General features: G+C 29.9%; 15 protein-coding genes. All 15 read left to right on the top strand.

Translation table 11 applies throughout. The features are described 5' to 3' along the window. Window positions 1-3: 3 nt before the first annotated feature. The 15 genes from ASC44_RS16480 (at window position 4) to ASC44_RS16410 (ending at window position 16,514) form a co-directional block, all read left to right on the top strand. Window positions 4-678 carry an FkbM family methyltransferase gene (locus ASC44_RS16480; RefSeq protein WP_055448717.1) on the top strand — a complete coding sequence of 225 codons (675 nt, stop codon included), beginning with the start codon at window positions 4-6 and terminating at the stop codon, window positions 676-678. Window positions 679-695: 17 nt separating this feature from the next. Next, window positions 696-1,787 carry an acyltransferase family protein gene (locus ASC44_RS16475; RefSeq protein ID WP_055448716.1) on the top strand — a complete coding sequence of 364 codons (1,092 nt, stop codon included), beginning with the start codon at window positions 696-698 and terminating at the stop codon, window positions 1,785-1,787. 1 nt (window position 1,788) lies between these two features. Next, a complete protein-coding gene (locus ASC44_RS16470) occupies window positions 1,789-2,940 on the top strand; it encodes a glycosyltransferase family 4 protein (RefSeq protein ID WP_055448715.1) in 1,152 nt (383 codons plus the stop codon). A 45-nt stretch (window positions 2,941-2,985) separates the two neighbouring features. Continuing rightward, window positions 2,986-3,903 (top strand): hypothetical protein, encoded by a 918-nt coding sequence (locus ASC44_RS16465; protein WP_055448714.1) that lies wholly within the window; start codon window positions 2,986-2,988, stop codon window positions 3,901-3,903. Further along, window positions 3,904-5,457: a glycosyltransferase family 2 protein gene (locus ASC44_RS16460; protein WP_055448713.1), complete on the top strand. Its 1,554-nt coding sequence runs from the start codon at window positions 3,904-3,906 to the stop codon at window positions 5,455-5,457. It abuts the gene before it with no gap. Then, window positions 5,450-6,475, top strand: a complete 1,026-nt coding sequence (locus tag ASC44_RS16455; RefSeq protein ID WP_055448712.1) for an exostosin domain-containing protein — start codon at window positions 5,450-5,452, stop codon at window positions 6,473-6,475. The genes ASC44_RS16460 and ASC44_RS16455 overlap by 8 nt, the downstream gene beginning before the upstream one ends. After that, the gene (locus ASC44_RS16450; protein WP_275044231.1) at window positions 6,438-7,466 is read left to right on the top strand and encodes a glycosyltransferase family 2 protein; all 1,029 of its coding nucleotides are present in this window, start codon (window positions 6,438-6,440) and stop codon (window positions 7,464-7,466) included. The genes ASC44_RS16455 and ASC44_RS16450 overlap by 38 nt, the downstream gene beginning before the upstream one ends. A gap of 140 nt (window positions 7,467-7,606) precedes the next feature. Continuing rightward, window positions 7,607-8,020, top strand: a complete 414-nt coding sequence (locus ASC44_RS16445) for a serine O-acetyltransferase (RefSeq protein ID WP_241491447.1) — start codon at window positions 7,607-7,609, stop codon at window positions 8,018-8,020. Further along, window positions 8,020-9,132 carry a glycosyltransferase family 4 protein gene (locus ASC44_RS16440; protein ID WP_055448710.1) on the top strand — a complete coding sequence of 371 codons (1,113 nt, stop codon included), beginning with the start codon at window positions 8,020-8,022 and terminating at the stop codon, window positions 9,130-9,132. Before ASC44_RS16445 ends, ASC44_RS16440 begins: the two co-directional genes overlap by 1 nt. Then, on the top strand, window positions 9,133-10,209 hold the full coding sequence (locus ASC44_RS16435; RefSeq protein ID WP_055448709.1) for a glycosyltransferase: 1,077 nt from the start codon (window positions 9,133-9,135) through the stop codon (window positions 10,207-10,209). Further along, complete coding sequence (locus ASC44_RS16430) at window positions 10,210-11,547, top strand: O-antigen ligase family protein (protein WP_055448708.1); 1,338 nt, start codon at window positions 10,210-10,212, stop codon at window positions 11,545-11,547. After that, window positions 11,531-12,469 carry a glycosyltransferase family 2 protein gene (locus tag ASC44_RS16425; protein WP_055448707.1) on the top strand — a complete coding sequence of 313 codons (939 nt, stop codon included), beginning with the start codon at window positions 11,531-11,533 and terminating at the stop codon, window positions 12,467-12,469. The genes ASC44_RS16430 and ASC44_RS16425 overlap by 17 nt, the downstream gene beginning before the upstream one ends. Next, the gene (locus ASC44_RS16420) at window positions 12,470-14,056 is read left to right on the top strand and encodes a hypothetical protein (RefSeq protein ID WP_055448706.1); all 1,587 of its coding nucleotides are present in this window, start codon (window positions 12,470-12,472) and stop codon (window positions 14,054-14,056) included. It begins immediately after the preceding gene. Further along, window positions 14,053-15,063 carry a glycosyltransferase family 4 protein gene (locus ASC44_RS16415; protein ID WP_055448705.1) on the top strand — a complete coding sequence of 337 codons (1,011 nt, stop codon included), beginning with the start codon at window positions 14,053-14,055 and terminating at the stop codon, window positions 15,061-15,063. The genes ASC44_RS16420 and ASC44_RS16415 overlap by 4 nt, the downstream gene beginning before the upstream one ends. Window positions 15,064-15,119: 56 nt before the next feature. Beyond that, window positions 15,120-16,514 (top strand): sugar transferase, encoded by a 1,395-nt coding sequence (locus tag ASC44_RS16410; RefSeq protein WP_055448704.1) that lies wholly within the window; start codon window positions 15,120-15,122, stop codon window positions 16,512-16,514. The last annotated feature ends 67 nt before the right edge of the window (window positions 16,515-16,581 follow it).

Genomic DNA, 16,581 nt, shown 5'->3' with positions numbered 1-16,581 from the left:
TAAATGAAAAACAATACAGTTGATTATTATCAAAAATTGAAAAATGATTTTCTAGTTGAAGATCAAGATTTATTTAGATTTGGAAGTATTGAAGATGGCGGCTACTTTTTAAAACCAAAAACACTTAAAAATGCAGAAGTATTGTTTAGTGGCGGTATTTCTTCAAACCTAGAGTTTGAATACGATGCGTTTCGTTTTAATCCAAATATTAAAATAGTAATGGTGGATCCTACTATTTCAGGATCTAAACTTTTAATCAAAGGTTTTGCAAGACTATTTTTCAAGAAAAGAGATAAAATAAGATATATTTTTAATGCCCTATTATTTAATTATTTGGTGAGAACAGAACGTTGTACGCATTTAAAATTATGGTTAAATAAAGAGCAGTCTATTTTTAGTTTATTGAAAACAAATTTTAAGATAGAAAAAAACATACTTTTAAAATTAGATATAGAAGGAGGTGAGTATGATCTTATCGATGAAATAGTAAATAACCAAAAAGCGTTTAAAGCTATGGTTTTCGAGTTTCATGATTTAGATGAAAAACACGAATTGGTTTTGAATTTCTTAAAGGATTGTAGTAGTAATTTTAAAATGGTACACTTAAACATTAATCCTGCAGGAGGTTTTTTAAACGGGCAACCTAAGTGTATCGAAATTAGTCTTGAGAGACTTTAGTACTTACTATTTTATAGATGAAACTAAAATACATAGATGCATTAAGAGGAATTGCAATAATTATGGTGATTATAGTGCATACCTCGCAATATGGTAAAAGTTTATATAATAGTACAATAGGATTAGTTTTAGGTCAAGGAGCAAGAGGTGTTCAACTTTTTTATATGGCAAGCGCTTTTACTTTACTATTATCATATAATTATAGAAAAGGTAAAGAAAAACAAGCTACTAGGAATTTTTTTATTCGTCGCTTTTTTAGAATAGCTCCAATGTATTATTTAGGAATAGTATATTATATTTTTCAAAATGGTCTAGGTCCAAGATATTGGTTAGCTGATGTGTCAGAAATAACATTCAGTAATATTTTGGCAAATATTTTATTTGTGCATGGTGTTAACCCATATTGGATAACAAGCCTAGTTCCTGGCGGTTGGTCTATAACCGTAGAAATGTTTTTTTACGCCTTGTTTCCTATTCTCATGCTTAGAATAAAATCATTAAGTTCGGCTTTAAACTTTACAATATTAAGCCTTCTCTTTTTGTTTCTTATTAAATTCTTTTTAGTTGGGAATCCATTAATTTCATCTTCAAGATTATGGGAAGAATTTTTATTCCTATTTTTCCCTAGTCAACTTCCTGTTTTCGGTTTAGGAATGATTGCTTATTATATTGTTATTGAAAAACAAAAAACATTATCTACATTAAATATTATATTAATTAGCTTGATGTTTTTAAGTCAGTTTTTATTGAAACAGTACATTCCTGGGCACATATTAATTAGTGTGTTTTTTTTAATCTTTATTTGTTTTATAGCTAAATATCCTTTTCTATTTTTTGTAAATAAAATAACTCAATTTATAGGGAAAATAAGTTATAGTGCATATTTGGTACACTTTGCGGTTTTGTTTTGGTTAAAAAAATATAATTTAGTAGATTATTTTGAAATAACTACGCAAGTAGACTCCTTGATAAATTTATTAATTAGATTCTTAATCGTTTTGTTTTTTACTGTTATTATTTCATATGCTACATTTACTTTGGTTGAAAAACCTTTTATGAATTTAGGAAAACGTATTATACTAAAACTAAATGGCGATGCCGTAAATTAACATGCACATAGGTTTAATAACATCAGAATATCCACACCCAAAAGTATTACATGCTGCGGGTATCGCGACTAGCGTAAAAAATTTAGCAATTACTTTAGTGAAAAAAGGTGTACAGGTTACTGTGTTTGTTTACCATCAAAATAAAAATGTAATTATAGAAGATCAAGGTGTTACTATACATTTAATACAAAAGAGAACGTATCGAGTATTTGGGTGGTATTTATACAGAAAACACTTGCAATATTATATTAATACTGTTGTGAAAAATAATAGTATTGATTTACTGGAAGCACCCGATTGGACAGGGATTACTGCCTTTATTAGGTTTAAAGTTCCTTTAGTTATTAGGTTTCATGGAAGTGATGCATACTTCTGTAAATTAGATAAAAGAAAACAAAAATTTAAAAACTTTGTATTCGAGAAAAAGGCCTTAAAAAGAGCAGTAGCTTATATTGCTCCAACAACATTTGCAGGTTTAGAAACACAAAAGATTTTTGGTTTAGATAAAAATAAAATTAAAACTATACATTATGGTTTACAATTAGAGCATTTTATTAATAAAACGGTAGAGCAATATAATGCCAATACCATTCTTTATATTGGTACAATTATTAGAAAAAAAGGTGTTTTAGAATTAGCTGAAATTTTTAATAAAGTAGTAGAAGCTAATCCGGAAGCTAAATTAATATTAATAGGAGCAGATGCGCCTGATATTAAAACAGGAAGTACATCTACTTACAAGTTAATGGAAGGTTTATTTTCTAAAACAGCAAAAAACAAAGTAAGTTATATTGGTAAAATACCTTATACCGAAGTAAAAACACAAATAGAACAAGCACATATTTGTGTCTTTCCATCGTTTGCAGAAACTTTGGGCATGGTTACCATAGAATCTATGGCGTTACAAAAACCTGTTGTAAATACAAATATTGGTTGGGCACAAGAGTTAATAGATAATGGTGTAAATGGTTATTTGGTGCATCCGAAAAATATAGAGTTGTATGCAGAAAAAATCAATCTGCTTTTAAATGATAAAGCCTTGTGTAAAAGTATAGGAAAAGCAGCACGGTTAAAAGTTGAAAACGATTTTAATATTGATAAACAAGCCGATAAAAATATAGCATATTATACGCAAATAATAGATAAACAATAAACGTTGAGTATTTTAAAAAGCATTAAGAAAAGGGCAGGTAAGAAAGTGAAACAATTAAAATTGTTACGTTTTCATGCTAAGCAAAAAAGTAATAAACGTTTTGATAAAAAACGCATTATTATCTGTTTTAATGGACAAATACCTCATGGAGGACTGGTAGATAGATTAAAAGGTATTGTGTCTTTTTATGAAATTGCAAAAGTGTTGGATTATGATTTTTTTATTCAGTTTAATAATCCGTTTGCACTAGATACTTTTTTAGAGCCTAATAAAGTACAGTGGCAAATAAAAGACGAAGATGTAACTTATAATTCTAAAAGCACAAAGTTAGTTTACGTTATTAATAATTTTAATGTAAATCCGTTAACGCTGATAAAAGAGTCTAAAGCCGATACTTTTTTGGTGTATGCCAATATCGATTATTTAAATAAAATTCATCCAGAAATAACTGCAACAGATTTAGAATCTAAATGGAGAACAAGTTTTAATGCGTTGTTTAAAAAAACAGACTTATTAGAGTCAAGTTTAAAAGGTGTTGAGAACGATAAATATATTGCATTTCATACACGATTTACAACTTTAATGGGAGATTTTAAAGATACCACAGCGTTAGTGCTACCTAAGGATGAAAAAGAAGCTCTAATACTTCAGTTACAGAAAAAAATACAATCAATTTTGCGAAATAATGACACAAAATGTTATGGCTTTTCAGATAGTATTAAGTTTTTAAACACAATAAAAGAGAAAGAACCTATTTGTCTTGTAGAAGGTAATCCGTTTCATATGGATAATTTCGATACTAATGCTTCGTTAGAAGGCCACTTAAAAACATTATTAGATTTCTTTATGCTTTCAGAAAGTGATACTGTTTATTTTTTAAAAGTAGGTAAAATGTATCATAGTAGTTTTAGTAAATACGCTGCTATTGTTGGAAACACACCATTTAAAACCATTACAGATTAAATGTTGATTTTAGTACATAATGGTTTTAAGGTTACTTCGGTTTTAGATAAAACACTAAAGCCAATTCAAACGGTTACGCTTGGTCAAAACATTACTACAACCATACAAAATGTTGTTAATAGTGATTTTGATGGCTTATTAGTATGGTGTTACAACGCTTTAGTACCACATTTAAAAACAGATTCGTTTTCTAAGATTTTTCATCATAAACGTATTTTAGCAAGCTTTAATCCAACAGATTCTTATTATTTTCAAAAACAATTGGGTTATGTAGAACGCTCATTTTTTTTTAAAACTAAAAAGGAGGTTGTTTTTCCAACTTGGCTAATGAGTAGTTATGTTGGCGGTATACATTCACAGGTTTTACAAGCGCTAAATACAAGTTTAAATTATAAGGTAAGTTTCGATTATTTTTTAACGTCTTTAGCAAAACAGAATATAACAGAAGGTTTGTTTTGTTATTCAGATCCAAGATTGCTAACAACGCAATCTGTTAGAGATATTCAAGAATTGCAAGCCTCAAAACACGAACTATTTAAGTTTGTAAAACAACACTACAAATGGGTTTGGGTATTTTTTATGGCTTGGTGTTATGCTATTTATGAGAAAAAAACAGCTGTTTTTAGTTTAATTAAAAGTTTGTTTTATAAACAGTTAAGGCAATGTGTTGATTTGGAAACAATAACAATACAATCTACAAAAGCGCAAATTAAAGAAGGAAGTATAGATGTTATTATTCCCACCATAGGAAGAAAAAAATACTTATACGACGTTTTAAAAGATTTGGCTAAGCAAACACATTTGCCAAAAAATGTAATTATTGTGGAGCAAAATCCACAACCAAATTCTGTTTCTGAGTTAGATTATTTAATTACTGAAACTTGGCCATTTATTATTAAACACGAGTTTACAAAACAAGCAGGTGTTTGTAATGCTAGAAATATCGCATTGGCTAAAATTGAAAGTGAATGGGCGTTTTTAGCAGATGATGATATACGATTTGATACTGATTTTTTTGAAGCTTCTTTAAGTGTTATTAAAAAAAATGGAATCTCGGTTTTAAATTATCTATGTTTACAGCCACATCAAAAACAAACCTATTTTAAGATGCATCAAACCACTATTTTTGGTTCTGGTTCAAGTCTTGTAAAATCTAGTGCTTTAAAGAACTTACAGTTTAATACAGCTTACGAGTTTGGTTTTGGTGAAGATTCAGAGTTTGGAATGCAATTAAGACACAAAGGAGAAGATGTTGTTTTTATTCCAAATCTTAAAATAACGCATTTAAAAGCGCCTTTTGGAGGTTACAGAACAAAAATAAAACAGCTTTGGCAAGATGAGGTTATACAACCAAAACCATCGCCAACAATACAATTACTGTATCAAACCTATTATACAAAAAGACAATTACAAGGTTATCAATTATTATTGTTTTTAAAACAGTTTAAGGCTTTTGGTTATAAGAAACCATTTTTATTTAAGAGTCAGTTTGCTAAACAATGGAACCAAAGTGTGTTTTGGAGTAACGAGTTAAAGAAAAAAAATAATGCTTAAGATATATACAGATACACAATTTTTAACCGAAACACATCGTCGCGAAGTATTTCCGTTGTTGTTCGACATCCATTTTCTAAAGACTGTTAAGTTGAAACAGCATTTTAATTTGGTAGATAGTGCAGAAGCTTCAGATATTGTAATTCTTCCAATAGATTATACTTCTTTTTATAAACATAAAGAGGCCTTTAAAAACCTATTAGCTGAAGCAAAAAGTAATAACAAACTGCTATGGATTTATAGTTCTGGTGATTTTGGTTTTACTAATTATATACCTAACAGTTCTACTTTTAGACTAGGAGGTTTTGATAGTGAATTAAGTGATTCTACTTTTATTGTTCCTTCATTTATTAATGATCCTTATGAGACGTTAAAAAAAGATTTTTTAGCACTAAATAAAGAAAAACAACCAAGTATTGGTTTTGTAGGTCATGCAAAGTCAGGTCTAGCTAAGTATGGTAAAGAATTATTTAGTCATTTTAAAAGAGAATACAGAAAAGATTTAGCAGACAAACAAAGTTTTTATCCGTCAAGTGTAAACCGTATAAATTACCTAAATATACTGTCTAAAGCCGATGGCTTAAACACCAATTTTATTTTTAGAGATAATTATAGAGCAGGAATAACGACAGAGAAAGCAAAAGCGGAAACTACTTTAGAGTTTTACAACAATATGTATGCTAATGCGTATACTTTTTGCAGTCGAGGTGTTGGTAATTTTTCTGTGCGTTTTTATGAAACTTTAGCCATGGGACGCATTCCTGTTTTATTAAATACCGATTGTAGGTTGCCATTAAGTGATACTATAGATTGGACGAAACATTGTGTTATTATTGAAGAAAAGGAAATTAATAAAATGGCTGAAACCATTTTAAAATTCCATAATTCTAAAGACGAAGGTCAGTTTTTTAAGCTTCAAAAAAATAATAGATTATTATGGGAAAGCACACTTAAACGACATCAGTATTTTATTGCTATTCATGATGATTTTATTAATAAAAGGAAAGCAAATGCCTAAATCATTTTCATTAATAATATGCACATATATGCGTTCGCAACCTTTGTTGACGTTGTTAAAGTCTGTAAATAAACAAACACTTTATCCAAACCAAATTTTAATTATTGATGGTTCTACAGATGCTAAAACGGAATCTGTTTTAAGTGAGAATATTTTTGATAATTTAGATTATTTTAAAGTAGATGAAACAAATAGAGGGCTTACAAAGCAACGTAATTTCGGAATAAGCAAAGCTGCTAAAACATCAGAAATTATTTGTTTTCTAGATGACGATACCGTCTTAGATCCTAAATATTTTGAAAAATTAATAGAAACCTATACTACTTTTCCAGAAGCTTTAGCCGTTGGTGGTTATATAACAAATGAAGCACAATGGGAGAAAACTGAATCTAGTAATGATAGTTCTAAATTCTATTGCGATGGTTGGCAACGTACAGAATCCTCACGTTTTAAACTCCGTAAAGTATTTGGTTTACAACCTGATACAGCTCCTGGTTTTTTACCTACATTTTCTCATGGTCGTTCTATTGGTTTTTTACCGCCATCACGTAAAATTTATGAGGTAGAGCAACTGATGGGAGGTGTTTCTTCTTATAAAGCTTCAGTATTTAAAACCATAAGTTTTTCTACTTATTTTGAAGGTTATGGCCTGTATGAAGATGCCGATTTTTCATTACGTTTAGCCAAAATTGGAAAATTGTATATAAACACGAATGCGCAATTGTGCCATTATCATGATGGTTCTGGACGACCAAACCAATACAATTATGGTAAAATGGTCGTTAGAAATGGTTGGTATGTTTGGCGTGTTAAGTATGCTAATCCTACATTTAAAGCCCGGTTTAAATGGCATGCCACTGCATTTTTATTAACTTGTATTCGGTTTACAAATGTAATAACTACTAACGAACGAAAAGAAGCGCTAACTGAATCCATTGGTCGTACTATTGGATGGTTTTCCCTTATCTTTAACAAACCTAAAGAAGTATAACTGTTTTGAGTTTAAAGTCCGATTTCATAAAATATAAAAAATATAGTGGTAATAAGTCTTCATTGATTTTACTATGCACTCAGCAAGGCTTATGGGCTTTAACAGTATATAGAATTTCTAATAAAATATATAAGAGTTCTTTGCTAAAACCTTTAAAGACAATTTTATTAGGCTTTGCAGTAATCAATCAAAAATGGATTGAAATCATTACTGGTATTAGCATTCCATATGCTGTAGATATTGGAGAGCGTTTTTATATCGGACATTTTGGAAACATTATTATTAATTCAAAAGTAAAAATTGGAGACAATTGTAATATTTCTCAAGGTGTGACTATTGGCATAAGTGGAAGAGGAGAAAAACGAGGTGTTCCAACTATTGGAAATAACGTTTATATAGGAGTTAATGCAGTCGTTGCTGGACCAATAACAATAGGCGATAATTGTGTTATTGCGGCTAATTCTTTAGTAACTAAATCTATAGAAGACAATGCGGTAGTCGTTGGTGTTCCTTGTGAAATTATTAATTACAATAGCTCTAAAGACTATATATAATGAAGTTTTTAGTTGTAACAAATGCTCCAACATTACTAGAAGATAATTGCTATAAGGCGTATGCGCCTTATGTTAGAGAAATGGATATTTGGAGTGATTATGTTCAAGATTTTAAAATAATTTCGCCAACCAAGTATAATCAACCACTATTAACAATATCCTTTAAAAAACAACCAATTGTTGATTCTATTCCTAGCTTAAATTTTTCGAGTGTACTTTCTGCGTTCATTAGTTTTATTTTAACACCAGTAATAATCTTTAAACTATTTAGAGGGATGTTTTGGGCAGACCACATTCATTTAAGATGCCCTGGAAATATAGGTTTATTAGGCTGTTTTGTGCAACTATTTTTTCCGGAGAAAACAAAAACCGCAAAGTATGCCGGTAATTGGGATCCAGCTTCTAAACAACCTCTAAGTTATCGTATACAGAAATGGATATTAAGCAATACAACTTTAACTAAAAACATGCAGGTTTTGGTTTATGGAGATTGGGATAATCAAACTAAGAATATTAAACCATTTTTTACAGCGACTTATAGAAGTTCTGAAATTGAAAAAGTAAATAAACGTGATTATAGATCGAAGTTAGAATTTGTATTTATAGGTAGTTTAGTGATTGGGAAAAGGCCTTTACTAGCGATTCAAATTATAGAAGACTTAACACTAAAAGGATTTAATGTTAGTCTTGAGCTATTTGGTGATGGTATTTTAAAAGAGGAGTTAATGCAATATGTTTCAGAAAAAAAGATAGAACATATTATAAAAATTCATGGTAATCAAAAAAAGGAAGTAGTAAAAAAAGCTTTAAAAACGGCTCATTTTTCTATATTACCATCTCAATCTGAAGGTTGGCCAAAGGCGATTGCAGAAGCCATGTTTTTTGGTTGCATACCTGTGGTTACTAAAATTTCTTGTGTCCCTTTTATGTTAGATTATGGCACTAGAGGTATTTTAATAGAACCAGATTTACGGTCTGCAACTAATAAAATAATTACGGCTTTAGAAAGTAGAGAAACTTTACAATTACAATCTGAGGCGGCATTGCAATGGTCTCAAAACTACACTTTAGATGTATTCGAAAATGAAATATGTAAATTATTAAAAGTATAAATGAAAGTTTTACAACTAATAGATTCTTTACAAACAGGAGGAGCAGAGCGCGTAGCTGTAAATATAGCTAATGCTTTAGTCTCTAAAGTAGAAGTATCTTACTTGTGTGCTACGCGTGAAGAAGGTTTGTTAAAAGAAAGTATAGACACTCGTGTTAATTACCTTTTTTTAGATAAAAAGAAAACAATAGATTTTAAAGCTATAAAGAGAATAAATAGTTTCGTTAAACGTAATGATATTAGTATTATTCATGCACATTCTACATCATTTTTTCTTGCAACAATAATAAAAAAGTTAAATAAAAAAGTTAAAATTGTTTGGCACGATCATTATGGGAACAGTGCGTTTTTAGAGGGACGTTCTTATAAGATGTTGAAAAAATGCTCCAAGTATTTTTCTAAAATTTATAGTGTAAATAAAGAATTACAAGATTGGGCAATTATAAATCTAAATTGTAAAAATGTAAGTTACCTTCCAAATTTTGCAATAGAAAATGTAAATGAAGGAAAAACAGAGTTAAAAGGACTTCTAAATAATCGCATTGTTCATTTAGCAAATTTAAGAGCACAGAAAGACCATTTTACTTTACTTAAAGGATTTAGTGAGGTAAAGAAACAATTTCCAAAATGGACTTTGCATTGTGTAGGTAAGGATTTTAATGATGACTATTCGATAGCTATAAAGCAAGAAATAAAAACATTGCAATTAGAGCAAAATGTCTTTTTTTATGGAAGTAAGTCTGATGTTTCTAACATACTAAGTCAAGCAGATATTGCTGTTTTATCTTCGAAATCTGAAGGTTTACCAATTGCTTTATTAGAATATGGATTAGCTAGTTTACCTGCGATAGCAACAAATGTTGGGAATTGTAATTTGGTGATTGCTAATGAAACTTTAGGACAGTTAATTCCGTCGGAAAGTGCATCATCGGTAACTCAAGCTTTAATAAATTATATTAGCAATATGGAAAAGGCTAAATGCAAAGGAGAGCATTTGAAATCTCACGTATTAGTAAATTTTTCAGTAGAAGCAATAGCGAAAGTACTTGTTGCCGATTATAAGCGTATTCTAAATTAAATGACAAATACCGATTACTTAAATAAGCGTCTAGCATTAATATTCAAGCCCGTATACGTAAGAGTGGCTTTGTTATTAATGGTTGTGTCTTATTTTTATAATTTGCCGGTTTTAAAGTATAGCGTTCAAGGTGATAATGAGTTTCGTTTGTTCGATATCGCTGGACTTGTAATACTTTACATTATCTATATAAATAAACCTATAGTGTTATTTTTTATACGTTCTAAAACGTATTTAAATACGATGAATAATTTTGTAATGTGGTGTGCTGTTACTTTAATTTTTACGTTGTTATTTAGTGTTTTTATGGGAAGACCATTGTGGTTTATTAAATCGCTATTATACTATTATCACATGCTCGCATTCTTTTATACAGGAGTATTAATGGCTATGTATTTGCGAGATAAAAAGCGCTATAAATTAGTAGCACATTTAGTCCTAATATTTACAATATTAGAATCTGTTCTTGTGTTTATCCAGCATTATGGGTATGTTCCTTTTCTATGGAACTCTGTTTACGAAGAAGCTTATGGTGGTTTCTTGTCTGGAACTTTAGGTCCAAACAAAATATGTTTAGGCATGACCATGTTTATTAGCTTGGTTTACGCTATAGGTTTATTTATGCAAAGCCAAATAAAAGTGAATAAGATTTTAATAATAGTGGCTATGTTAATGAGTCTAGCTATTATCGGAATTTCTGGTTCTAGAACAACCTATTTAGCATTACTTATTTTTCTCTGTTACCTTTTTATAATGAAAACAAGAAAATTTATAGCTCTATCAATATTGCTCTCTTTAGCGGTAATTGTTGCTTTCTTTTTTAATTTAGAACTTATAGATACGATTGTAACCACAATTGAAAATAGAGTTATTAATAAGGTAAGTAATCCGGAAGCTTTTAATCCAGCGAGTGCAAACGTTGATGTAGAACAGCTTTATCAAGATCTTGGTGCAGGTAGAGATAGGATTGTATTGATGTACCTTGATTATATTGCAAGAAATCCTTACGTAATTCCTTTTGGAATAGGTGTAAACAATAGATTGCTTATAGGGTCTTCTGCTCATAACATCTATTTGAGTTTAATAAACGAAGTAGGTTTGGTTGGTTTATTTTTATATTTAAAATGGCTGACTTCCTTTTTATATCTTAAATTTGGAAAAATGAGTTCCTTAAAAATGGTGCTTAACGGACTTGTATTTGCCATGTTGGTGACCTTGTATTTTGGAGAGCATTTGTACCTTTACCGTTCTGTATTTACTATCTTAGGATATTTTATACTCATAACTATTTTACTTATAGTCCCACGATATTATTTTAATAATGCAAAACGAAAATAAAATAGCAGTTGTAATACCGTATTATAATGCAGCTAAACACATTGAGAGCGTTTTAAGTAAACTACCTGCTTTGGTAACTAAAGTTTACATTGTGGACGATTGTAGCCCAGAAGTACTACCTAAAGAAGTCTTGTCTAGATTCTTAAATGTGGTGTATATAAAAAACATTAGTAATTTAGGAGTTGGAGGTGCAACAAAAACAGGATTCTCTAAGGCTATAGAAGATAAGATGGATATTGTGGTTAAAGTAGATGCAGACGACCAAATGGATACAACTTATATTAAAGCGCTTATTAATCCTTTAATAAATGGAGAAGCTAGCTATGCTAAGGGTAATCGTTTTAGAGATTTTAAAGCATTAAAAAAAATGCCTTTTACTAGAAAAATAGGGAATTTAGGGTTGTCTTTTCTTACTAAAGCAGCTACTGGTTATTGGAATAATTTTGATCCTACCAATGGTTTTTTTGCTATAAAAATAGAAACATTAAAGCGCTTGGATTTTGAAGAAATTTCTAATCGTTATTATTTTGAAACATCTTTAATTTCACAGTTATATTTTCAAGATGCTGTGATAAAAGATGTGCCAATGCCAGCAATTTATGGTGATGAAAAATCAAGTATGAATGTTTGGAAAATGCCATTTGTTTTTTTTCCAAAACTGGTAAAAACATTTTTTAATAGGCTGTTTAAATCCTATTTTGTTTACGATTTTAATATGTCGTCAATCTATATTTTAATAGGTACGCCTTTGTTTTTATTTGGTTTAATATACGGTATCTATACTTGGTGGTTTTATTCTAGTCAAGCATTATTTGCACCTACAGGAACCATTATGTTAGTGACTTTAACTATTATTATTGGTTTTCAATTATTATTACAAGCTGTACATTACGATATTACGAAAGCGCCAAAAGGACTCTAGATGTTTAAAACTATAAATCGGAAATTTTATATCGTTTATGCACTAAACATAATTATAGCTTTTGCTTATTATATTGGTAATTTAGACGCTAATTATAGTGAGTTGTCTTCAGATATTCAAAATATTATTCCTGTCGCTCAAAAATTTGATAATCCAGAATTATTTAAAAAAGATTTATATTTAAACGATATAAATAATGTAAAATATTACACACCTTTTTATGTACAATCGCTTAGGTTTATAGCTAAATTTACGAATGGACACTATGTGCAAGCAGTTAACGTAATGAATACTGTTTGTCATCTATTATTTGGGGTTCTATGGTTTCTTTTAATGTATCGATTTGTTCCAAAATTTTGGATAGCATTACTCGTTTCGTTTTTAGTGAGAGGTATTGTGTGGTTGCCAGGATTCGAGATTTGGGGTATTGCAGATCTTTGGGCAATGATGCCACGAACATTATATATTACTTTATTTCCTGTACCCTTTTTATTGCTAAATAAAAGCTTTAAAGGTCTTGTTTTATCTTCGTTTTTTATAGGTTTGGTTTTTAATTTTCATCCTATTACTGGATTAGGTGGTGTTTTGTTATATGTAGTTTTCTTGATATTAATGGTGGTTTTTTTCAAAATGAAAGGCCTTGTAAGTACAAAAAACATACTATTTGTGATTTTGGCTTTATTACTAGGTATGTTACCTTTTGTGTTAACCTACTTTGGAAAAACCTCAAGTAGTATTAATTATAATATGGATGCTTTTAATGAAGCGTTTAATGCAAGGATACCTCAGTTTTTTACGCAACCATTACTATATTTAAAAGACTGGTTACATTTTAAAACACTCTTATATATAATTCCAATTGCAGCTTATTTTTTTATATCTAAAAAAGATAAAACTCACTTTAAGCGTGCTAAATTAATAATCACATTAACATTACTGTTGATAATTTTACCATCGGTTAGTGTCTATGTTGAGACGTTTATTAACTCGATTCTTGATTTAAATTTAAGATTATCATTTCAGCTTATTAGAGCTCAAAAAGTAGCAATCATCCCTTCCTTTTTTGCATTGGCTTATGTCCTGGAGTATATTAACACAAAAATCAATAAACAGTATTTTTTACCGACACTTTTTTCAGTATATTTTTTGATTTTAATCGTTAGTAAATCGCCATCATGTAATGGTATTCCATTTGTTGGCGATGACGTGTCAAGACTTATATTACCAAATAATTTAAGTATAGGAGGTCAGGAGAACTCAAAGATATTAGCGATAGATAAAATGGCTAACTATATCTTAGAAAACACAAATGAAAATGCAGTAATTTTTGGAGGGCATCATTTTAGGGGAGCTTCAAAACGATCTGTAGTTCTTGATTCTAAAGGCGCATCGATGATTATTGAAGGTAATCCTTCTCAATTTATTCAATGGAAAAAAGACCAAACGAAACTTGCTGAGGCCACTACAATTGAAGAAAAATTAAGTGTTTTAAAAAGTTTAGAAATTAATTATATCGTGACTAAACGTGACTTTCCTTTAGAGGTTATTCATAGAGAAGGTGATTTAAAATTGTACAAATTGCAATGAAAAACCTCCTCTACATAGGAAATAAATTATCAACTAAAGGTAAAACGGCTACAACAATCGATACGCTTGGTAACGCGTTTTCTACTGAAGGTTATACTGTAAAAGCAGTATCTAACAAGGAGCATAAAGTGTTTAGGTTGTTAGACATGTTATGGTCAATACTTAAAAATAAAAATTGGGCAGATTATGTTTTAATAGATACTTATAGTACTCAAAACTTTTATTATGCCTATTTAACAAGTGGATTATGTCGTTTTTTTAAACTTAAATATATTCCAATTCTCCATGGAGGTAATTTACCTAATCGTCTTAAGTATAGCCCAAATCTTAGTAAATCAATCTTTAAAAATGCATATATAAATGTATCGCCTTCTGGATATTTAAAATCTAATTTCGAAAGTTTTGGGTATAAGAATATTATAATAATAGCTAATGCTATAGACATAGAAAACTATCCATTTAAGCAAAGAGCAATAGTAGATGTTAGATTACTTTGGGTGCGTTCATTTTCAAATATTTACAACCCTAAATTAGCAGTTTCTATTTTAAAAGCACTTAAAGATAAAGGTCTTGAGGCGAGCTTAACAATGGTTGGTCCAGATAACGATGGTAGTTTAAGTGATGCCAAAGCATTCGCAAAATCTTTAAATGTAAAAGTTGATTTTACTGGAAAATTATCGAAAAAAGAATGGATTGAACGTTCTAAAGATTACAATGTCTTTATAAATACAACCAATTTTGATAACATGCCAGTAAGCGTAATTGAAGCGATGGCTTTAGGATTACCTGTTATTTCAACAAATGTTGGAGGCTTACCTTTTTTAATAGAGAATAACGAAGATGGCTTATTAGTCCCTCCAAATAATGCAGATGTTTTTGTTAGTGAGATTTTATCTCTAGCAAAGAATGAGCAGACAATAATAGACTTAACATACCAAGCGAGAAAAAAAGCAGAACAGTTTAGTTGGCAGGTAATTAAAGAGAAATGGAATTCAATTTTAGTTTAAATCTTGCAATCAATAGATTACTTATTATCTTTACCAAAAACCACTCCAACTAATTCATGACTAAACAGTCTAGTATTCATTTTGAAATGTCTGAAAGAAAAGTCTTATTAAGACTCTTCGATGTTTTATCTATTGGTCTATCCTTATATGGTTTTAGTTATTTTTCAGGATTCGATTACATTAAAATAGATGAGACACATTGGAGATGGTTAGTTGTTCTAGCTATTTATATTATGGGATTTGGAACAGTTTTCGAACTCTACGATTTAAAAAAATCTAGTAAAATAGAGACCGTTACAAGTGCAATAATACTTACAACTTCTATTACAGTGTTAGTATACCTTTTAACACCGTATTACACACCTATATTACCCGAAAAGCGTATTCAAATTCTATACTTCTATTTGGCAATATTATTACCGCTATTTATTTGGAGACTTGCTTATATTACCTTTATTGCTTCTCCTCGCTTTTATAAAAGAGCATTGTTAGTTGGTGAAGTATCGAGTATTGAAGCCATAGTGCTATCTTTAAAGAAAGCTGATCCAAATTATCAAGTTATCGGATTTATTAATTGTGAAGAAGAGAAAGAAGAGCCTATAATATTTAAAGGGATAACAGAATACGAGGCAAATAAAATTCATCAAATTATTGTAGACGAAAATATTTCGGAAGTTGTTATGGCTAGTTATAGTTCTGAAACTATTTCATCCTTATTGTATGTAGATTTAATTACACTTTTAGAACGAGGTTACCCAATTAGAGAATATACACAGGTCTATGAAGAGATGTCTTACAGAGTACCTGTACAGTTTATTGGGAAAGATTTTTATAAGTATTTTCCGTTTAGCCGAAACAATAAGAATAAGCTATATCTAGCTTATAGACGTACTTTTGATCTCTTATTATCGGTCTTTGGAATAATGTGCTCTCTCTTAGTATTGCCATTTATAGTAATAGGAAATATTATTGGAAATAGAGGCCCATTATTATATTCTCAAGTACGCGTTGGGAAAAATGGAAAGCCTTTTAAAATTTTTAAATTTAGAAGTATGGTTACTAATGCTGAAGCTGGAGGAGCAGTTTGGGCACAGAAAAATGATGCTAGAGTCACTGCTTTTGGACGCTTTTTAAGAACGACACGTTTAGATGAACTACCACAACTAATTAATATAATTAAAGGAGATATGAGTATTATTGGTCCAAGGCCAGAACGACCTATGTTTGTAAACGAGTTATCTCAAGTTATACCATTCTATCATACTAGGCATATTGTAAAACCAGGCTTAACAGGTTGGGCTCAAGTAAAGGCACGTTATGGATCTAGTATTGACGATAGTCTTGTAAAGTTAGAATACGATTTGTTCTACATAAAACACCGTAGTTTTTTGATGGATTTTAATATTATTGTAAAGACCTTTAGTACGGTTATTTTCTTTAGAGGTCAGTAGAATGGTTAAAAGGTTTAAAGTAAAAATAATAGCTTAAGTTGACACTAGAATTTCTATCTTCTATCTT

Source organism: Lacinutrix mariniflava (genome assembly GCF_001418015.1).
Classification (GTDB): Bacteria; Bacteroidota; Bacteroidia; order Flavobacteriales; family Flavobacteriaceae; genus Lacinutrix; species Lacinutrix mariniflava.
Note: the sequence above shows the minus strand (reverse complement) of the source record. Positions and strands in the feature narration are given on the sequence as shown.

Coding starts and splice junctions, on each gene's coding strand:
- ASC44_RS16480 (WP_055448717.1), top strand. CDS start 4: ATGAAAAACAATACAGTTGATTATTATCAAAAATTGAAAAATGATTTT.
- ASC44_RS16475 (WP_055448716.1), top strand. CDS start 696: ATGAAACTAAAATACATAGATGCATTAAGAGGAATTGCAATAATTATG.
- ASC44_RS16470 (WP_055448715.1), top strand. CDS start 1,789: ATGCACATAGGTTTAATAACATCAGAATATCCACACCCAAAAGTATTA.
- ASC44_RS16460 (WP_055448713.1), top strand. CDS start 3,904: ATGTTGATTTTAGTACATAATGGTTTTAAGGTTACTTCGGTTTTAGAT.
- ASC44_RS16455 (WP_055448712.1), top strand. CDS start 5,450: ATGCTTAAGATATATACAGATACACAATTTTTAACCGAAACACATCGT.
- ASC44_RS16450 (WP_275044231.1), top strand. CDS start 6,438: ATGATGATTTTATTAATAAAAGGAAAGCAAATGCCTAAATCATTTTCA.
- ASC44_RS16440 (WP_055448710.1), top strand. CDS start 8,020: ATGAAGTTTTTAGTTGTAACAAATGCTCCAACATTACTAGAAGATAAT.
- ASC44_RS16435 (WP_055448709.1), top strand. CDS start 9,133: ATGAAAGTTTTACAACTAATAGATTCTTTACAAACAGGAGGAGCAGAG.
- ASC44_RS16430 (WP_055448708.1), top strand. CDS start 10,210: ATGACAAATACCGATTACTTAAATAAGCGTCTAGCATTAATATTCAAG.
- ASC44_RS16425 (WP_055448707.1), top strand. CDS start 11,531: ATGCAAAACGAAAATAAAATAGCAGTTGTAATACCGTATTATAATGCA.
- ASC44_RS16420 (WP_055448706.1), top strand. CDS start 12,470: ATGTTTAAAACTATAAATCGGAAATTTTATATCGTTTATGCACTAAAC.
- ASC44_RS16415 (WP_055448705.1), top strand. CDS start 14,053: ATGAAAAACCTCCTCTACATAGGAAATAAATTATCAACTAAAGGTAAA.
- ASC44_RS16410 (WP_055448704.1), top strand. CDS start 15,120: ATGACTAAACAGTCTAGTATTCATTTTGAAATGTCTGAAAGAAAAGTC.